Here is an 18,179-nt window from a genome sequence, read left to right on the forward strand (position 1 = left end):
CGGGTGGGCGGACGGCGAGCCGGACCGACGCGGCCTCGCGCGCGGCCTGCTGCGCGACCCCGCCGAGGCGGAGGACGTCGAGCAGGACGTCTTGGCCGAGGCGCTGCTGAAGTGGGTCGAATCGCGAGGGTCGACGACCCCGTCGCGCACGTGAACCGGATGCTCGTCAACGAGAGCACGTCGTTCTGGCGGCGGGCGGTCCGGCGTGAGGATCCCCTCGACCCGGAGGAGCTGCCGACCGAGCAGCGTTCCGTCGTGGCTCTGCGCCACCTGGACGAGATGGCTGACGAGCGGATCGCCGACATCCCCGACACCCCGGTCGGGGCGGCGCGGGTGAGCGCCAGCCGCGGGTCGGCGACACTGCGCGCGGGGACGCGGTCCTCGACCGGCACCCCCACCTGCGGTGAGTGTCCTCGTCGAGACGGCCCGCAGGCGCCCGCACGGGCGATCTCGCTGCCCTGCAGGGCGGTGCCGCCCCGGTGGTGCTCGCGGTGGTGCGCGTGGCCGCCGCCTCTGCGGGTCGCCGAGCAGGCGTCACGGGCGTGGGGTCTCAGCCTCGAGGTCGCGAGACCTGGACGCCATGGTCACGACGGTCACCGCGACACCGGTCAGGCACGTGGTGATCAGCCCGACGCTGCGGGGGCCGTCCACCACCCAAGCCGCGACCGCGGTCGCTGCCACCGCGGGCAGGGCGGCGACCGCGGACTCGACCGCGGTCGCGGTGGACAGGTCGCGGTGGGACCAACCGGCGTTCGCCAGCACCGCCAGGTCGGTGCGGCGCCGCCGAACCCGCAGCCTCCGCACCGAGACCAGAGTGACCCCGGAGGCGATCAGGGCGAGCACCCCCACGATGCTTTGAGTCGCCCCGGTCGCGGCGACTGCGGCTGCGCCGAGCGCCGTGTGGCCCAACACCGCGAGGCCCTCGTCGATGCTCTGGGCTGCGGTGCCGGCACTGAGGCAGGTCATGGCGAGGGCGACGGAGGTGATCGCGGTTCCCGCAGGTGACCGGGTGGCCCAGCGCAGACCCGTTCCCGCCGGGGTCCTCACCCCGAGTCCGGGATGGTGTCCTGCTCTCCGAGGCCGCGTCCGCCGCCGGGCGGCCACCCACCCGGACCGGGCTGACGGTGGACGACGGCTGCGGCGTCGGCTGGTGAGGGGCAACACGGCGCCGCTGACGAGCGTTGCGACGACAGCGGTCGTCACGACGGCCGCGGCAGGTGCCGCGGACCCGGTACCGGGCCAGGCCGCCGTGGCGGCGGCGGTTCCCGACAGCAGACCCACCCCCCACAGGTCCGGCCCCACCTCCCACCACACCACGTCTCTGCGTCGCCACCCCCACTGCTCCAGGAGGGCGCCCTCCTGGCGGCGTGCGGACAGCGAGAGCGCGGCGACGCAGGCCAGGAGCAGACAGGCCGCGACGGCGGCCAGCAGCAGAACGGTGCGCGCGGTGCGCGACAAGCCCGCCGAGACGTCGGCCGCTGCCCCGAGCGACGGCCACGCCACCTCGGCCCGCACCGGTGCGAGGGTCTGCGGCCCGGCGCCGTTCCCGGTGGGGACGGCGGGAACGAGGACCTGCAACCGTCCGCGGGAGGACCCCGCGACGACGGTCACGTGCAACCCGGTGGCCTCGATGCGCCGGGCGACGTCGGCGATGGCCGACCGCGTCCGCGCCGTGTACCCGCCCGTCGCGGCGACCCGGACCCGGACGGCGTCGACAGGAGCGGTCAGACCCCACTCCTCGGCGTTGCGCAGGGAAGCGATGGCCGTCGTGGCGCTGCGCCCCGCCGACGTCACCGGGCTGCCGGTTCCGTTGAACGTGCCGGGCAAGGTGTCCGCCGGTTCGCCGTAGCCCAGCGGCAGTCCCGCCGGTCCCTGAGTCACCGGGCTCAGCTCGGCGTCCGTGTACCCGCCCACCGGGTAGGGCGTGGTGTCGAAGGGATCGGTTCCCGGCGAGGGCTCGGCGGTGGTGGCCGCCGTCGGTGACGACAGGTCGGCTTCTGCCCCCGGGGCCGTCGCCGCCCCCGGAGCCGGATCGGCCTCCGCCGGTCCGCCACCTCCCGTCCCCTGCGTCGACGTCCGCGGCGCGCTGCGGGCCCGGGCGCCGGAGTACCCCTCCACCCCGAGCACCGTCCGCACGGCCCGGCCGCGCCCGTCGAGGGACGTCCGCGGTGTGGTCTCGCTCTGCGTGGTGACGGGGGTCCGCCGTGCGGCCCCGCTGAGCGGTCCGAGCGGGTCGTACAGCGGCAGCCCCCAGTACCAGGGCTCGCCGGCGGTCGGGTCGCTTCCCGGCCAGGAGGCTCGCAGGGTCCGGGGGTCCGCGCTGGACAGCTCCCCGTGCACGTCGCCGTCGTAGACGGTGCGCGCGGCCCCCGTCGCGGCAGCCGCACCCGCCCGGGTCAGGTCGGCCGCGGCGCCCTCGACGTCTCCCGTCCCGGCCCGGTCCAGGACGGCGGCGGCGACACCGCCGGGGACGGCCAGGACGTCGACTTCGACGTGCACGTGTGCCGTGGCCGCTGCGTCCTCAGGCAGCAGCACGGGGACCGGACGGGACACGACGGCGCTCTCGACGAGACCCGCGAGGCCTTCGCCCGACGGGTGGGTGCGGCCGGGATCCCACGACGGGTGGGCCGCACCGATCTGGTCGTCCGCCTGGGCGAGGGGGTCGAGGAAGGCACCCGCATCGCCCAGGAGCGCCCGTTCGGCGGTGGGGTCCACCAGGACGAGGGAGGTGTTCGCGACCGCGGCCAGGGGGAGCGGGACCCGCAGGACACCCTCGCCGGCGGCAGCCGTCACCTCGGGGGCGGCCGGGCCGACTCCGAAGGTGTCACGCAGATCGCGCGCCAGGTCCACCGAACGCGCCTCACCGACGTCCCCGTCGGAACTCACGGCGCGCGGTCTCTGCCCCGTCTGCCCCGACCACCGGCTCCAGTCGAGGGCGTAGTCACGGGTCGCGGTCGTCACGGTGTCTCGACCGCCGGCTGTCCGGGTGGTCACGGTCACCCCGGCGCGGACCACCTGCGTGACCGCTGCGGTCGGCGACGCCGTCGCACCGGGGGGAAGGAGCGCCGGGTCCGACAGGTCGACCGTCAAGACGCCCTTGGCAGAACCCGTGGCGGGCAACAGGACCGTCCCCACCGGCGCGGCCACGTCGACCCCGGGCACGGCAGCCACCTGCTGCACCTGACGCAGGCTCAGGTGGTTCCCGCCGGCGGCCGCCCCGAGGGTCGAGGGGCGCAGGGTCCGCCCGGTGGTGTCCGGGGCGCTCGCGGTGACGACCAGGTCGTACCTGCCTCGGGCCCGGTCCTGCAGGGACTGGGACAGCGATGCCGCAGCGCGGCTGTCGAGGGCGGCCGACAGCAGCAGGACGGCGGCGCTCACGACGAACGCCAGCAGGCGCAACCGGTCTCGTGCGAGTCGGCGCAACCCACCTGGCAGCGGTCCCGGGCCGGTCCTCACGAGAACGCGGTCCGCTCGTCGGCCGCATCGACGAGACCCGGGTCGTGGCTGGTGACGAGGACGGCCGTTCCCCGGTCGGCGGTCGCCCGCAGCAGGTCGATGACCCCGTCGGCGGTGGTCCGGTCCAGGCTCGCCGTCGGCTCGTCGGCCAGCACCGCGGCTGGGCTGAGCAGCAGGGCCCGCGCCAGGGCCACGCGCTGACGTTCTCCGCCCGAGAGGCCGGCCGTGCGGCGCGTGGCGAGTTGCCGCACGCCCAGCCGGTCCAGCAGGTCCAGCGCCCGTGGGCGCAGCTGCCGGGTCTGACGGGTCGGGACGGCCGGTACGAGGACGTTCTCCAGGACGCTCAGACCGGGTAGCAGGTGCGCGCCCTGGTCCAGGTAACCGACGGAGCGGCGCCGCAGCGCGGGCAGCTCGCGGTCGGGGACGTCGAGGACGGACCGCCGCGACCAGTGCACCGTTCCGGCGCGTGGCACCAGTTGACCGGCGGCGACGCGCAGCACGCTGGTCTTGCCGGAACCGCTGCGACCGGCCAGGCAGTGCAGGACGCCCGCCGCCACGGACAGGTCCAGCCCCTGCACGATGAGCAGAGGGGGCAGACCCCGCCGGGTGAAGCAGATCTCGACCCCCCGCAGCTGCACGGGGAGGGACACGTCCCCGTCCACCTCGGCACTCCGCTGCCCGGCGTCGAGCACGTCGCCCCCCGTCGCCCATCCTCCTGGTCCGTGCGGTCGACTCTGCCCCATCGGCGTGGACGCGGGGTCCGGTCCGGTGGATCCGGTCCCCGGGCGCCTGCCGCGGGCCCGTGGCACTTCCCTGCTCAGCGCACCACCACCTGGGTGCCCATCGGCATCTGGTTCGTCGACCAGATCATGTCCATCGCCGCGTTGGTGACGCGGGCGCACCCGTGCGACGCGGGATAGCCGGGCACGTGGGCGGCTCCGTGCACCGCGATGCCCTGGGAGGGGTCGAAGTAGCGCGGGCGGTACAACCGCCCCAGAGCCGCGACCCGGACGCCGTCGACCGTGCGGTACACGTGGAAGCTCCCGGCGGGAGTATCGGCCAGGGCGGTGCGCCCGTCGGGGAAGCGGTAGCGCTGGAAGCTGCCGGTCGAGGTGTGCAGGACCGTGGTGACGCGACCGCCGTCGGCGAACGTGAGGGTGCCGGCAGCGCGGTCGATCTCCACCGAGTGACCCGTCCGGACGGAGACCCGCGGCACCACGCCACGGTCCAGGGCGGTGCGGGTGGCCGGTCCGAGGATGCCGTCCCGGTGCAGACCAGCTGCGCCCTGCAGCGCCATCACGGCCTGCCGGGTCAGCTCTGCGTAGTGACCGTCGGGGTTTCCCAGCCAGTAGCCCAGCGCCGTCAGGCGCTGCTGCGCGGCCAGGACCCGGGCCCCCTGGGAACCGACCTCGAGGACGCCACCGGGGGAGGTGGTCGAGCCCACGGGAACGGTCGCGGACACGGAGGCGAACCGGGGGGCGAGCACGGGGGCGCTCGCGTCGGCCTGGGAGCTGAGGGCCGCACCGCACGCGGCTACGGCGGCGGTGCAGGCGAGGAGCCGCAGGGCGAGTCGACGCCCGGTTGAACGGGGCGACGGGTGCGTGGGCAGGGACTTCGTGCTCATGGGATGCGGGTTCTTCCGGCTTCTGCGGCGTTCCTGATCGCCGAGGCGGATTCCCCGGCGGTGGGAGGACGCGCACGATCCCGTTCTCGTTGCACCTCGCGTGGACAGGGCGCCGGACACGCCGGGGGCGGCCACAGCGGAGGTGCCCGCCGACGAGGGCCGGCTCACGACCGAGGGGGACGTGTGGGCCGACAGCGGGCTTCGCGTCTGCACGTCGTCGCGGGGCAGGGAGTTCTCCTGCGAGAACTGTCTGCCCGGGTCCGCGTCGACGTCCGCGTCGGTCACCGGGAGGAGCGACACCTGCTGCCGGGACGTGACACCACCGCCTTCCTCCTGCGGATGCGACGCGACGATCGTGGCATCCGGATCAACGACGATGCGCCCCTCCTGCAGGACCGGTGAGGCGATCGACCAGACCTGCGCACGGGCCGCGGCTGTGGCGGTGCGCAGCGCCGCCAGACCGGTCCGCGCGTCCTGCACGAGTCTGGTGATCAGCCGGAGGACCGTGAGGTCGAAGTCGACCGGGCCGAACAGTCGGGGCTGGGCGCGCGCGACGCCGGTGTCGGCCGGGTGCACCCGGCCAGGACGTCGGTGACAGCGCGTCCGCAGCGAGGGCGATCACAGCGCAGGGGATGGCGGTGATGCCTTCGCGCTGGGTGACCCGGTCGAGCGTGGCGTCGACCGCCGTCGACTCCACGCCCCGGACGCCGAGGACCACTGCTCGCGCGGTGAGGCACCACCCCGCGGAGGGAGGAAGGTCGTCAGCGCGGCGGCAACCGCGTGCAGGGCGGCGGCACCGAGACGGTGGCTCCGGCGGCCCGTCGTCGGCCTCGTGAACGGAAGACTCGGGGTCGGGTGCTTCGCCGACGCGCGGTGGCGAGGTGGACGACCGATCGGTCGCACCACATCGCTGTGCTCACCGCTGGTCGCCACCCGTCCATGACGCCCGTCCGCTCGCCCGGCCGGGGGTGAACGTCGCAGTCGTGGCGCACTGCGGGCGACGTCGCGGTCAACCCGCGTCGTGGGTACCGACGGGGGCGGCCGACCCCTGCTCAACCCGGGGACCGCCACCGACGTCCTGAGGCAGCGCACGCAGGTGGTCCGCGAGGGCCCGCAGCCGACGAGCGGTCTCCCAGCGGAACGCCCGCAGCGCCACGAACTCGACGGGCCGGCGCAGCGGCGCCGGCGCCCCCGTGAACGTGAGGGTGTAGACCACCTCGCTGCGCCCGTCGTCGAGGTCGCGGTGCCGCATCGAGGCCGCCCACGCCTCGAAGAACGGCGAGCGCGAGGTCAACGTCACCGCGGCCAGGTCGGGACGGCGGAACGTCACGTACCGGGTGCGGAACGAGAGCCCGCCCAGGGACCAGCGGGCGCGGCACACCGCCTCCACGCCGCGGGTGGGCTCGGCACCGCCGACGGTGAACGCCTCGCGCAGCAGCGTGTCCCAGGCCAGCCGGTGCGGGTAGTCGTGGACCACGTCGAACGCCACGGCGGCGGGCACGGGCAGGACCTGACGGACGACGGCGTGCGCGCTCACCCGTCCCAGACTGCCAGCCCGCGCCGGGAGGCGGGCGCGGACCTGGGGTCGGCCCGACACCCGCTGCACCGGAGGAGTCCCGTGACCGGCCTCACCGCCGACCGCGAGCACCTGGCCCGCGCCGTCGACCTGGCCGGCGCCGACGTCGAGGACGGCGGGGAACTGACGGGGTGCGACGTGTTCGTGCCGGCCTCGCCGGACCGACGTGCCTGGGCACCCTCGACCACGCCGCGCCGGGCCGCGTCGTGCACGACGCGACCCGCAGGCCCCCGTCCCGGCTCACCACGAGCGGCACCCGCAGGGGGCAGACTGACGGCGTGACGAGTCGGGAGTTCGGTGCAGCGGTCCGCCGGCTGCGCGAGGCGACACCACCGGGCTCCGTCGAGCTCCCCAGCGCGGGCCGTCGGGTGCGCGGTCTGCGCCGCGAGGAGCTCGGCGACCTCGCCGGCCTGTCGGCCGACTACGTCCGACGCCTGGAACAGGGTCGCAGCCACCCCTCCGCGGGGGTCGTCGACGCGATCGCCCGGGCCGTGCGCGCACCCCGCGCCGAGTACGAACGACTCGCGGCGCTCGCCGGGTACGCGGCGGCCGACGGCCTCGTGCCGTCGGAGCTGGGGCCCGGTGCGACCCGGATGCTGGAGCGGTTCCCCGACACCCCGATGTTCGTGGCGGACGCCGCGATGAACCTCCTGGCCGTCAACAGGGCCTTCCTCGCCCTCGAGCACTGGGAGCGCACCGGTGAGGAGTGGGAGTGGAACGTCGTCTGGCGAACGTTCTGCTCCCCGTTCGCCGCCTTCCAGCAGAGCCCCGCCGACGCGACCGACCACCAGTCCGTCCTCGTCGCCCGCCTCAAGGACGCGCGGCTGCGGTACCCGCGCGACACCGCGCTCGTGGCCCTCGTGGACGTGCTGCGCAGCAGCAGCCGGCTCTTCGACGCGCTGTGGCGCGACCCGAGACCGGTCACGGCCTACGAGAGCAGCGCGACGTTCCTGCGCTCGGACGGCGAACCGGTGACCCTCGTCGGCAACCTGCTGGCCATCCCCGGTGACGACCTGGGGGCGCTGGTGCTCACCGCGGCGCCCGGGACGGCCGACGCCGTGCGGCTCGCCGAGGTCGTCGACACCGCGACCGGGCCGACCGTGGTGAGGGTGGGCCGATCCGGCCCAGGTTGATCCTGCGAGAACCTGCGACGTTGGTCCCGTCAGCACGACGAGGGCGCGACGAGAGCGGGGTGGTCCGGTGCACGCGGTGCGTTTCCACGAGTTCGGCGGCGCGGAGGTCCTGCGGCACGAGGACGTCGACGTCCCCGTCCCCGGGCGCGGTGAGGTCCGCCTGCGCGTGGCCGGCACCTCGTTCAACGACCTGGACGCCGCGCTCCGCTCCGGGACCCTCCCGGGCGTCCGGCTCCCGCACACCCCCGGCGTCGACGTCGCGGGCACCGTCGACGCGCTCGGCCCCGGCCGGGCGCGGTTCCCGGTCGGCGCGGCGGTCGTGGGTCTCCTGCCCTCCGCCGCTCCCGGCGCCGCGGCCCAGTTCGTCCTGGCCGGCGCGGACGACCTCACCGGGGCCCCGCGCCAGGTGCCGCTCGCGGACGTCGCCGCCCTGCCCCTCGTCGGCCTCACCGCCTGGCAGGCCGTCGTCGACCACGGCCGGCTGCGCCCGGGTGAGCGCGTCCTCGTCCACGGCGCCGGGAGCGCGGTCGGCCACTACGCCGTCCAGCTCGCCCGGGAGGTCAGCGCCGACGTGGTCCTCGCCGGCACCGCGACCGCTGCCTCCGTGGACCTCGCCCTCGTCCTGGCCCCCCTGCCCGGGGACCGGACGCAGGCTCTGCTCGCCGCGGTCCGCGACGGCGGCCGGATCGTCAGCACCGCCGGGCCCGCCCCCCGCGACCCCACCCGCGGGATCCGCGGTGTCGACGTCGTCGTGCGCCGCGACACCGACCAGCTCGCCGACCTCGTGGCGCGCGTCTGCACGCGCGAACTCCGCCTGCACGTCGCCGAACGCGTCCCCCTCGTCGATCTTCCCGCCGTGCACGCCCGCGCCGCCGTGGCCGGGCTGCCGGGGAAGGTCGTCGTCCTGGCCCCCACGGCCTGACGATCCCCGTCCCGGAACCCCACCCGAGAGGAACCACCATGACCAGCACCCGGACCAGCACCCGGACCAGCACGAGCACCACCACCCACGAGACCTCTCCCGCGACGGGCTGGGGTTTCCGCTTCCACGAGACCGGCGGACCGGAGGTCCTGCGGTACGAGGAACTGCCCACCCCGTCGCCGGGCCCCGGCCAGGTCCGGGTGCGGGTGGCCGCCTCGGCCTACAACGCCGCGGACAACGGGATGCGCGGGAGTTTCCTGCCCATCCCGGTGGAACTCCCCCACGTCCCCGGCTACGACGTGTCGGGCACCGTCGACGCGATCGGTGAGGGGGTCCAGGAGTTCTCACCCGGTGATCCCGTCGTCGGGTTCCTGCCGATGGAACGCGACGGCGGGGCGGCGCAGTTCGTCCTCGCACCCGCCGAAGCCCTCGTCGCCGCACCGGCGACGATCCCGCTGGCGGACGCCGCGGCCCTGCCGTCGGTGGCCCTCACCGCGTGGCAGGCGCTCGTCGACGACGGCGACGTCCACCCCGGGCAGCGGCTGCTCGTCGTCGGGGCCGGCGGCGTCGTCGGGAAGTACGCGATCGCGCTGGCCGCCCGGGCGGGCGTGCACGTCGTGGCGACCGCGAGCCCGCGCAGCGCCGAGGACGTCCGGGCAGCCGGTGCGCACGAGGTCGTCGACCACACCCGCACCGACCTGATCGAGGCGGTCACCGAACCCGTGGACGTCCTCCTCAACCTCGCACCGCTGGAACCGGAGCGGTTCGCCGCGCTGGTGGCCCTCGTCCGCGACGGCGGTCGCGTGGTGAGCACGACGGCGTTCCTCACCACCCCCGGTGACGAGGCCCGGGGCGTCGACGCCGTCACCGTCTTCGTCCGGCCGGACCGGGAACGGCTCGCCGAGCTCGTCCGGCTCGTCGACGCCGGGGAACTGCGCGTCGAGGTGACCCGGCGCGTCCCGCTCGCGGAACTGCCGGCGCTGCACGCCGAGGGGGCCGCCGGGCGGATCCCCGGGAAGGTCGTCGTCGTGGTGGAGTGAGGTGTCGGGGAGGGTGGTCGGTCCTCGGCTTGACCTCCAGTGCGCTGCAGGTGGCAGCGTGCTGCCCATGACCGACGGATCGACCGCCTACACCCTTCCGGATCTGCCCTACGACTACTCCGCGCTCGAGCCCCACATCTCCGGGGCGATCATGGAGCTGCACCACGACAAGCACCACGCCACCTACGTGAGCGGCGTCAACACCGCCCTGGAGAAGCTGGCCGAGGCCCGCTCCAAGGACGACCTGGCCACGGTCAACCTGCACGAGAAGAACCTGGCCTTCAACCTCGGCGGCCACGTCAACCACTCGGTGTTCTGGCCCAACCTGTCCCCCGAGGGCGGGGACAAGCCCACCGGTGAGCTGGCCGCGGCCATCGACGCCGACTTCGGCTCCTTCGACGGCTTCCAGAAGCACTTCGCCGCCACCGCCTTGGGCATCCAGGGCTCGGGCTGGTCGATCCTGGCCTGGGACTCCATCGGGCAGAAGCTGATCAACGTCCAGCTGTACGACCAGCAGGGCAACCTGGCCCTGGGCCTGGTCCCGATCGTCGTGCTGGACATGTGGGAGCACGCCTTCTACCTGGACTACAAGAACGTCAAGCCCGACTACGTCAAGGCGTGGTGGAACGTCGTGAACTGGGCCGACGCCCAGCAGCGTTTCGACCGCGCCCGCACCCAGACCAACGGCCTCATCGTCCCCTGACCGGACGCGGCGGCAGGACGGACTGAGCCGAGGGGCGGGACCTGCACGGGTCCCGCCCCTGCGTGCGTCCGGTCCCGCGCCTGCGCCTGCGTCGGGCCGGGCACAGGACCGGGTTCCCCCAGACCGAGGCGGGATCGGCGGCCCGGCACCGCGTGAACGACGCGGACGACGCCCGGTGCCGGGGGCTCGCGAGCGCGACGAGGGTGGCGAGGACGCCGAGGAACCCCGTGACGACGAACACGAGGGCGCTCGTCCGGGCCTGCCCGGTCCCGAACCAGCCCCCATCGCCGCGGCGCCCGCACCGTCGGTCGCGAACGGGACGACGGCGAACTGCGTCAGCGGCCCGACGCGGGCGACGAGCAACCCGCCGGCGATGACGTCGTCGAAGCAGCTGAACGCGATGATGGGGACCATCCCCGGCACCGGTCGCACGAGTCGCCACGTCCCGCGCAGGTCCGCTCCCCGGCCGCAGGGGCGTCCTCCCCCGTGCTCAGCACCCGCGTCTCGGGCACCGGGACGCTCGCGAGGTGGACGACCACGACCGCAGGAGCCGACGTCGGCGAACACCGCGGCCGGCGCCGGCAGGTGCAGCACGAGGCAGAGGCCGTGGACGAGGGACGACACGATGGCCGACCCCTGCACGACGGTGCGCTCGTGATGGTCGTCGACGAGGCTGCCGAACCAGATCCCCGTCGCGGCCGTCGCGACGACGACGATCCCGGTGATCGTCCCGGTGGCGAACACCGACCGGGTCGCCAGGAACACCCAGAACGTCAGGGCGCACCAGACCGTGCAGTTCAGGACGTTCACCACCGCGTGGTTCACGAGCAGGTGCACGAAGGCCCGCCGGGTGCCGTGCCGCAGGTCCAGGCGGGGAGCCGGTCCGCTGGGAGTGGCGGGAGTGGACGCGCGCTCTCCCGTCGTCGGCTCACGACCTGCGGGGACGCAGGGCCTGCAGCTCCGACCGGTCCGGTCGCTGGAACTCGTCGTCGAGCGTGCCACGTCACGGTTCGCGCACGACAGCCGTTCCCGAGGCGTCCCAGCTCGCCAACAGCGGCAGCACCCGTGCGGTGGGCGAGCCCGCCTCGACGGTGTAGACGACGAGCCGCTGGTCGGGATCGAGCGGCGCGACGACCGACTCGATGCCGAACGCCAGCGGTCCGGCCTCGGGGTGGTCCACGTGCTTGACGACGGAGGTGCGGAACGTGACGCCCTGGTCGGCCCACCACCGCGCGACGTCGGGGTCGGCCGCGCGCAGCTCCTCGACGAGAGCGGCCAGGCGCCGGTCGTCGGGGCGGCGGCCCAGCTCGTGGCGCAGGGCGCCCACGGCGGGGGCGGCGAAGTCGTCCCAGTTCGTGATGCGGGTGCGCGCTGCGGGGTCGAGGAACAACCACCGCGCGAAGGAGGACCCGGGAACCATCGCGGTCCCGAGCACGGAACTGAGCAACCCGTTGCGCGCCAGCACGTCCGAGCGGCGGCCCAGCAGCAGCACGGGCACGTGCGCGAGCGTGTCGAGCAGCCGCAGCAACCCCGGGTCGGGACGCTGCGGCGCCTCGGCGCCGGTCCGGCGCCGCCGCGAGGCCGGCGCGGCGAGGTCGTGCAGGTGGGCGCGTTCCAGGTCGTCGAGCTGCAGCGCGCGGGCCAGGGCCACGACGACGTCCTCGCTCACCGTCGACTGCCGGCCCTGCTCCAGCCGGCTGTAGTGGTCCGGGCTCATCCCGGCCAGCACGGCCAGTTCCTCCTTGCGCAGCCCGGGCACGCGCCGAGGTCCGGGGAACGGCGCGATGCCCGCCCGCCCGGGCGGGCGTCAGGCGGTCACGCCGGGAGCGCAGGAACGCCCCGAGGGCGGCACGGTCGACGGGCACCCCCGCAGCCTAGGAGCGGACCGGGTCCTGGACCTGGTCACGTCGTGACCAGGCAGGGCGCGCTCTGGTGGTCCGCGTGGCGAGGGCGTTCGGTGGTGCCCGTGACCACGCAGCAGACCGTCCTCGTCACCGGTTCCACCAGCGGGATCGGCGCCGCCACCGCACGGACCCTCGCCGCCGACGGCTGGACCGTCGTCGTCACGGGCCGCGACAGCACCCGGGGCGAGATCGTCGTCGCCGACGTGCGGGCCGCCGGCGGCTCCGCCCGCTTCGTCCCCTGCGACCTCGGCGCCTCCCCCGACGCGCTGCGGGCCTTCGCCGCCGAGGCCGTCGAGGCGGCGGGCGGCCGGCTGGACGCCGTCGTCCACGACGCGGCCCTGTGCCCGGCCGTCGACACCGTGACCCTCACCGACGCCGACCTGGAGGCGACCCTGGCCGTCAACGTCCGCGCCCCGCACGTCTTGACCGCCGCCCTGGCCCCCGCGATGGCCGAACGCGGCCGGGGGTCCATCGTCGTCGTCGGTTCCTGGATGGCCCACGTGGGGCACCCCATCGTCGGTCTCTACTCCGCGACGAAGGCGGCGGAGATCCAGCTCGCCCGGTCCTGGGCCGCGGAGTTCGGACCACGCGGGGTCCGCGTCAACACCGTCTCCCCCGGCGCCACCCGCACCCCGATCAACGACGGCGCCGCCGACGCCGTCGCGGCCATGACGCGCGGTCTGCCCGCCGGTCGACCCGGCACGCCCCAGGAGGTCGCGCACGCGGTGGCGTGGGTGCTGTCCGGGCGTGCGGAGTACCTGCACGGCGCGGAGATCGCCGTCGACGGGGGCATCACGTCCGTGGCGCGCGCCTGAACGACCAGCGGGTGTGCCGTCACCCCGCGGGCGTGCGGACCCGCTCACGCAGGTCCACGACGGACCGGTCCGTCCCGACGGGCACCGGGACGAGGACGACGGGGGCGCGCAGGGTCCGCAGCGGCAGGTCCCCCACCGACCCGGCCGTGAGCACGACGAGGTCCCCCACCCCGACCCTGCGGGGCAGGACGTCGGCGAGCGCACCCTCCGCGACCTCCGCGCGCACGGGCCGGTGCGTCCCGGCCGACAGCCGGGCCCGGACGCCGTGGTGCACGGCCACGGCGGCCAGGTGCGCGTGCCGGCGCCCGCTGCCCCCGTCCGCGTCGCGCCCCGAGGGCGCTCGCCAGGCCGTGAGCAGGTGCACGGGCAGGTCCCGACCGCGCCGCAGGACCCAGTCCGCCGCCGCGCCCCGCGGCGAGGCCACCACGAGCAGCCGGCGCGTGGGGGTGAGCACCGCGCGGGGCCCCACGAGCACGACGGGTCCGGGCGCGGCGGCCAGCACCGCCCCGAGCACCCCACCGGCCCCGGGGTGCTGCGGTGCGACGTCGCGGCCGGCGCCGAGGACGAGGTCGGACCCCTCGGCCGCGGCGCTCAGGAGGGCGTGGACGGGGTCGTCGGGGGTGAGGGTGACGTCGACGGCGGGTTCCCGGCCCGGGACGCGCAGGAGTTCCTCGGCCAGCTGCCCGTCGAGGTCGCCGGGAGCGCCGCCCGGTCCGACGAGGACGTGCAGGGGACGCCCCGTCGCTGCGCAGGACTGCACGCCCCACCGCAACGCGCGCCGGGACGCCCCGGACCCCGAGAAACCCACCGTCGTCGCTCGCACGCCGCCTCCTCGCGGTCGGGAGCCGGGCTCGTCGTCCGGCCCTTCGATGGTGCCCCCGGACGACGACGATCACAACGCGTGGGCTCAGCCACCGGCCATGGTGCGGGCGATGTCGGAGGCGGAGTCCCCCGAGCGGCGCAGCACGAGGGCGACGACCGCCAGCGACACCAGGGTCAGCAGCAGCAGGAGCGTGGACACGGCGGCGATCTCCGGACGCAGGCCGGCCCGCAGGGCCGACAGCACGTACACCGGCCAGGGACTCGCCCCGGGCAGCGAGACGAAGCTGGCGACGATGGTGTTGTCCAGGCTGAGCGTGAAGGCCATGAGCCCACCGGCCAGCACCCCCGGCGCCGCCAGCGGCAGGGTGACGTCGCGGAAGCGGCGCCACGGCGTCGCGTAGAGGTCGGCCGCGGCCTCCTCCAGCCGGGTGTCGAGCCCGGCGACCCGGGCCCGCACGATGAACGTCACCACGGCGGTCGAGAGCACGGAGTGCGCGATGACGAGACGGGCGACGCCGTCGCCGAACAGCGGCAGCCCGACCTCGGTGTCCAGGGAGACGAACCAGCCGAGCAACGAGATCGCGTCCACGATCTCGGGGGTGACGAGGGTCAGGCCGAGCAGCAGCGTCAGGGCCCCCGCCCAGCGCCCCCCGACCCGGGCCAGGGCCAGGCCGGCGAGGGATCCGATGACCGCGGACAGCAGGGCCGCTCCGGCCGCCGCCTGCAGGGAGGTCACCACCGCGGCGCGGATGACCGGCCGGTCCAACCCGGCCGAGTACGCCTCGAACCCCGCCCCGCCCCACGAGGTGAGCAGCCGGCCGGAGTTGAAGGAGTAGACGACGATGACGCCGATGGGCAGGAAGAGGAACAGCAGGACCAGGACGCCCCAGACGCCCAGCAGGACGTCGGACCGCGTCCGGCGGCGGGCGGGTCGGGAGCGGACGACGGTGGGTGGGCGTTCGTCGATCACCGGGCGACCTCCACGTGGCGGCGGGCGCGCCCCACCCGGCGCACGACGAGCACCCCGAGGGCGGTGAGCAGCACCGTGCCCCCGGTGAACAGGATGAGGACGACGGCCATGGCCGACCCGAGCGCCCAGTTCTGCGCCGACTGGAACTGACCGGCCACGAGCTGGCCGACCATGTTCCCCCTCGCGCCGCCGAGCACGGTGGCCGTGACGTAGTCGCCCATGAGCGGCACGAACACCAGCAGGCTGCCGGAGGCGATCCCGGGGAAGGCCAGCGGCAGGGTGACGTCGGTGAACGTCCGCCAGCGGCCGGCGCCGAGGTCGCGGCTGGCCTCGCGCAACGCGTGGCTGGTGCGTTCCAGCGCGACGTACAGCGGCAGCAGCATGAGCGGCAGGTAGTTGTAGACCACACCGAGCTGGACGGCCCCGCGGGTGTAGAGCACGTCGAACGGGTCCCCGCCGAGGGCCTGCCAGGCCGTGGAGAAGGGACCCTGGGGCGACAGCGCGATCTGCCAGCCGAGCGTGCGGACGAGGAAGTTCGTCCAGAAGGGCACCATGACGAGCGCGAGCACCAGACCGCGCCAGCGCGCGGGCACCTTCACCGCGAGCCAGTAGGCGAACGGCAGCGCGACGACGAGGCAGACCAGCGTCCCGACCACCGCGATGCGCAGCGTGTTCCAGAACGTGCGCACGAACGTGCCCGACAGCGCCTCCCCGTACCGGTCCAGCGACAGCACGTCGTTGGCGTGGGTGCCGAACAGGCCCGGCTTGTAGCCGAAGCTGTACCAGACGACGAGCGCGACGGGGGCGACGAAGAAGCCGAGCAGGAACACCCAGGCCGGCAGGGCGAGCGCGCCGTAGGGGGCCCGCAGCCGGCGGATCATCCGTTCCCCGCCGCGGCGCGGATCGCGTCCACGGCCTCGACGATCGACTGGTGCCCCTCGTTCAGCTCGCTGGCGGTGAGGCGGTCGACGATCTCCGGCCCGGGGAAGACCAGTTCGGCCCGGTCCAGCCCCGCCGCCTCCGCCTTCGCGGCGATGTCCTTCAACGCCGTCGGGTACCCCAGGTAGAGCACCTCCTTGACGGAGGTCTCCTCCTCGAGCATGAAGTCGATGAAGGCGTAGGCGGCGTCGGGGTGCTCGGCACCGGCCGCGATGCACCAGTTGTCGATCCAGAGGTTGGCCGTCGGTGTCGGGAAGACGTACGTCCACTTGTCCGGGGTGTCGGAGGCGTCGATGCCCAGCCGGGCGTCCCCGTTCCAGCACTGCATCAACGTGAACGTGGACTGGGCGATGGCGCTGCTGCCGGGGTTGGACTCGAAACCCTTCAGGTGCGGTGCGAGGCCCTCGACGAGCCCCTGCCGGGCCGCGGCGATCTGCGTCTCGTCGGTGGTGTTCGGGTCGACGCCGTTCGCCGCGAACCAGATGCACATCACCTCCCAGGGGTCCTCCAGGATCGAGGTGTTCCCGGATGCCTCCTTCTGGGCGGCGTCGAGGAAGTCGGCCCAGGAGGTCAGCGGTCGCGTGATGACGGTGTTGTCGTAGACGAAACCCGTCGTCCCCCAGTCCTTCGGGACGGAGTGCGCGTTGTCGGGGTCCCAACTGCGCCCGAGGTAGGCGGGGTCGAGGTTGCCGTAGTTCGTCAGCCGGGAGTGGTCGATCTCCTGGATCAGGCCGTTCTGGGCCATCTGCGGGACGAACAGCCCGGTCGGGACGACGATGTCGTACCCGCTGGCCCCGTTCGCGGCGACGAGCTTGGCGATCATCTCCTCGTTCGAGGCGTAGCTGTCGACCTGCAGCCTGGGCCCCGTCGCCTGGAAGGCCGTGAGGTTGTCCGGGTCGTCGTAGTCGGCCCAGCTGTAGACGTTCAGGCTGTCCTCGACCTCGCCGTCGGGCGCCGCGGCCGACCCGCTCGTGCTCCCGCCGCACGCGGCGAGCGCGGTGGTGGAGGCGAGGGCGGCCAGCACGCTGCGGCGCCGGGTGAGGGCCCGGTCGATCCGGCCGGCGGTGGTGGCGGGGGCGAGGACGCGGGGCTGGTCGGTCACGGGGGACTCCCGGGGGTGGGGGACGGTTCGGTGGGGGTCACGACGGGAAGACGTGGACGTTCTCGGGGACGAAGTCGCACCACACCTCGGCGCCGACCTCGCTCGTGCCCGGGCCCGTGCCGCCGCGCGGGGCACGGGCCAGCAGCTCGACGCCGGAGGACGTCACGACGACGCGCTGCACGACGTCGCCGAGGTGGGCGACACCGGCCAGGCGCCCGCGGACGCGGTTGGCGGCGCCGGTCGGTTCGACCGTGGTGACCTGCACCGCCTCGGGACGCACGGCGGCCAGCACGGAGGAACCGCCCGCCAGGTCCGTGGCCCGGGTGGCGAGCGTGCCGTCGGGGCAGCGGACCACCCCGGGCTGCACGAGGTGGCCGGGCAGGAAGTTCTGCTTGCCGATGAACCCGGCGACGAACGCGCTGGCCGGTTCGGCGTAGACCTCCTCGGGCACCCCGAACTGCTGGACCCGGCCGTCGAGCATGACCGCGATGCGGTCGCTCATCGACAGCGCCTCCTCCTGGTCGTGGGTGACGAAGACGAAGGTGGTGCCCAGACCGGTCTGGAGCAGTTTCAGCTCGACCTGCATCTCCTCGCGCAGCTTGCGGTCCAGGGCGGAGAGGGGTTCGTCGAGCAGCAGGACCTGAGGGCGGTTGACCAGGGCGCGGGCGAGCGCGACGCGTTGCTGCTGACCACCGGAGAGGACGCCCGGGGACCGCTGCGCGAAGGCGCTCATGCGCACCATCTCCAGGGCCTCCCCCACCCGGCGGCCGATCTCCCGGGCCTCGACCCGTCGGCGCCGCACCCCCTTCTGCCGCAGGCCGTAGGCGACGTTCTCGGCCACCGTCATGTGCGGGAACAGCGCGTAGGCCTGGAAGACCGTGTTGACGGGACGCCGGTGCGGCGGCAGGCCGAGGACGGACGTGCCGTCGATGGCCAGGTCGCCCTCGTCGGGTTGCTCGAACCCCGCGAGCATCCGCAGCAGCGTCGTCTTGCCGCAGCCGCTGGGGCCCAGCAGGGAGAGGAACTCCCCGGAGCGCACGTGCAGGTCGACCCGGTCGACGGCCGTCGCCGCCCCGAAGCGCTTGACGACGCCGGTGATGTCGACCGAGCCACCGCCGGTGGGGGAGGACGTGTCGGGGGCGGGCACGACCACGGCCGGGTGCTGGTCGATCC

General features: G+C 74.7%; 16 protein-coding genes. 6 read left to right on the plus strand and 10 right to left on the minus strand.

Features of this window, described 5'->3' with window-relative positions:
* Positions 1-534: 534 nt before the first annotated feature.
* The 4 genes from AB2L28_RS04570 to AB2L28_RS04585 form a co-directional block, all read right to left on the minus strand.
* Positions 535-3,399, minus strand: coding sequence for a hypothetical protein (locus tag AB2L28_RS04570; protein ID WP_370717547.1), 2,865 nt, complete (start codon positions 3,397-3,399; stop codon positions 535-537).
* Positions 3,400-3,452: 53 nt separating this feature from the next.
* Positions 3,453-4,106, minus strand: coding sequence for an ABC transporter ATP-binding protein (locus AB2L28_RS04575; RefSeq protein ID WP_370717548.1), 654 nt, complete (start codon positions 4,104-4,106; stop codon positions 3,453-3,455).
* A 167-nt stretch (positions 4,107-4,273) separates the two neighbouring features.
* Positions 4,274-5,080, minus strand: a complete 807-nt coding sequence (locus AB2L28_RS04580) for a L,D-transpeptidase family protein (protein WP_370717549.1) — start codon at positions 5,078-5,080, stop codon at positions 4,274-4,276.
* Between the two features lie 1,009 nt (positions 5,081-6,089).
* The gene (locus AB2L28_RS04585) at positions 6,090-6,617 is read right to left on the minus strand and encodes an SRPBCC family protein (protein ID WP_370717550.1); all 528 of its coding nucleotides are present in this window, start codon (positions 6,615-6,617) and stop codon (positions 6,090-6,092) included.
* 81 nt (positions 6,618-6,698) lie between these two features.
* Here AB2L28_RS04585 and AB2L28_RS04590 point away from each other — a divergent pair, with 81 nt between their 5' ends.
* The 5 genes from AB2L28_RS04590 to AB2L28_RS04610 all read left to right on the plus strand — a co-directional run bounded on the left by AB2L28_RS04590 (position 6,699) and on the right by AB2L28_RS04610 (position 10,454).
* Positions 6,699-6,938, plus strand: coding sequence for a hypothetical protein (locus AB2L28_RS04590; protein WP_370717551.1), 240 nt, complete (start codon positions 6,699-6,701; stop codon positions 6,936-6,938).
* Positions 6,935-7,789 carry a helix-turn-helix domain-containing protein gene (locus AB2L28_RS04595; protein ID WP_370717552.1) on the plus strand — a complete coding sequence of 285 codons (855 nt, stop codon included), beginning with the start codon at positions 6,935-6,937 and terminating at the stop codon, positions 7,787-7,789. Before AB2L28_RS04590 ends, AB2L28_RS04595 begins: the two co-directional genes overlap by 4 nt.
* A gap of 67 nt (positions 7,790-7,856) precedes the next feature.
* Positions 7,857-8,711, plus strand: coding sequence for an NADP-dependent oxidoreductase (locus AB2L28_RS04600; RefSeq protein WP_370717553.1), 855 nt, complete (start codon positions 7,857-7,859; stop codon positions 8,709-8,711).
* Positions 8,712-8,749: 38 nt separating this feature from the next.
* Entirely contained in the window at positions 8,750-9,751 is a 1,002-nt protein-coding gene (locus AB2L28_RS04605; protein WP_370717554.1) for an NADP-dependent oxidoreductase, read from the plus strand.
* Between the two features lie 67 nt (positions 9,752-9,818).
* The gene (locus AB2L28_RS04610; RefSeq protein ID WP_370717555.1) at positions 9,819-10,454 is read left to right on the plus strand and encodes a superoxide dismutase; all 636 of its coding nucleotides are present in this window, start codon (positions 9,819-9,821) and stop codon (positions 10,452-10,454) included.
* 1,003 nt (positions 10,455-11,457) lie between these two features.
* Here the strand turns inward: AB2L28_RS04610 and AB2L28_RS04615 are convergent.
* Entirely contained in the window at positions 11,458-12,213 is a 756-nt protein-coding gene (locus AB2L28_RS04615; protein WP_370717556.1) for a helix-turn-helix transcriptional regulator, read from the minus strand.
* A gap of 207 nt (positions 12,214-12,420) precedes the next feature.
* On the opposite strand from AB2L28_RS04615, the gene AB2L28_RS04620 reads away from it, so the two are divergent.
* Positions 12,421-13,173, plus strand: coding sequence for an SDR family NAD(P)-dependent oxidoreductase (locus tag AB2L28_RS04620; protein WP_370717557.1), 753 nt, complete (start codon positions 12,421-12,423; stop codon positions 13,171-13,173).
* A gap of 19 nt (positions 13,174-13,192) precedes the next feature.
* Here the strand turns inward: AB2L28_RS04620 and AB2L28_RS04625 are convergent, their stop codons facing one another.
* From AB2L28_RS04625 to AB2L28_RS04645, 5 genes are all read right to left on the minus strand, one after another.
* Positions 13,193-13,996: a putative universal stress family protein gene (locus AB2L28_RS04625; RefSeq protein ID WP_370717558.1), complete on the minus strand. Its 804-nt coding sequence runs from the start codon at positions 13,994-13,996 to the stop codon at positions 13,193-13,195.
* 84 nt (positions 13,997-14,080) lie between these two features.
* On the minus strand, positions 14,081-14,965 hold the full coding sequence (locus AB2L28_RS04630; RefSeq protein WP_370717559.1) for an ABC transporter permease: 885 nt from the start codon (positions 14,963-14,965) through the stop codon (positions 14,081-14,083).
* Positions 14,962-15,846, minus strand: a complete 885-nt coding sequence (locus tag AB2L28_RS04635; protein WP_370717560.1) for an ABC transporter permease — start codon at positions 15,844-15,846, stop codon at positions 14,962-14,964. Before AB2L28_RS04635 ends, AB2L28_RS04630 begins: the two co-directional genes overlap by 4 nt.
* On the minus strand, positions 15,843-17,006 hold the full coding sequence (locus AB2L28_RS04640; RefSeq protein ID WP_370717561.1) for a polyamine ABC transporter substrate-binding protein: 1,164 nt from the start codon (positions 17,004-17,006) through the stop codon (positions 15,843-15,845). The genes AB2L28_RS04635 and AB2L28_RS04640 overlap by 4 nt, the downstream gene beginning before the upstream one ends.
* A 37-nt stretch (positions 17,007-17,043) precedes the next feature.
* A complete protein-coding gene (locus AB2L28_RS04645) occupies positions 17,044-18,177 on the minus strand; it encodes an ABC transporter ATP-binding protein (RefSeq protein ID WP_432525922.1) in 1,134 nt (377 codons plus the stop codon).
* Positions 18,178-18,179: the final 2 nt, after the last annotated feature.

Source organism: Kineococcus mangrovi (genome assembly GCF_041320705.1).
GTDB lineage: Bacteria > Actinomycetota > Actinomycetes > Actinomycetales > Kineococcaceae > Kineococcus > Kineococcus mangrovi.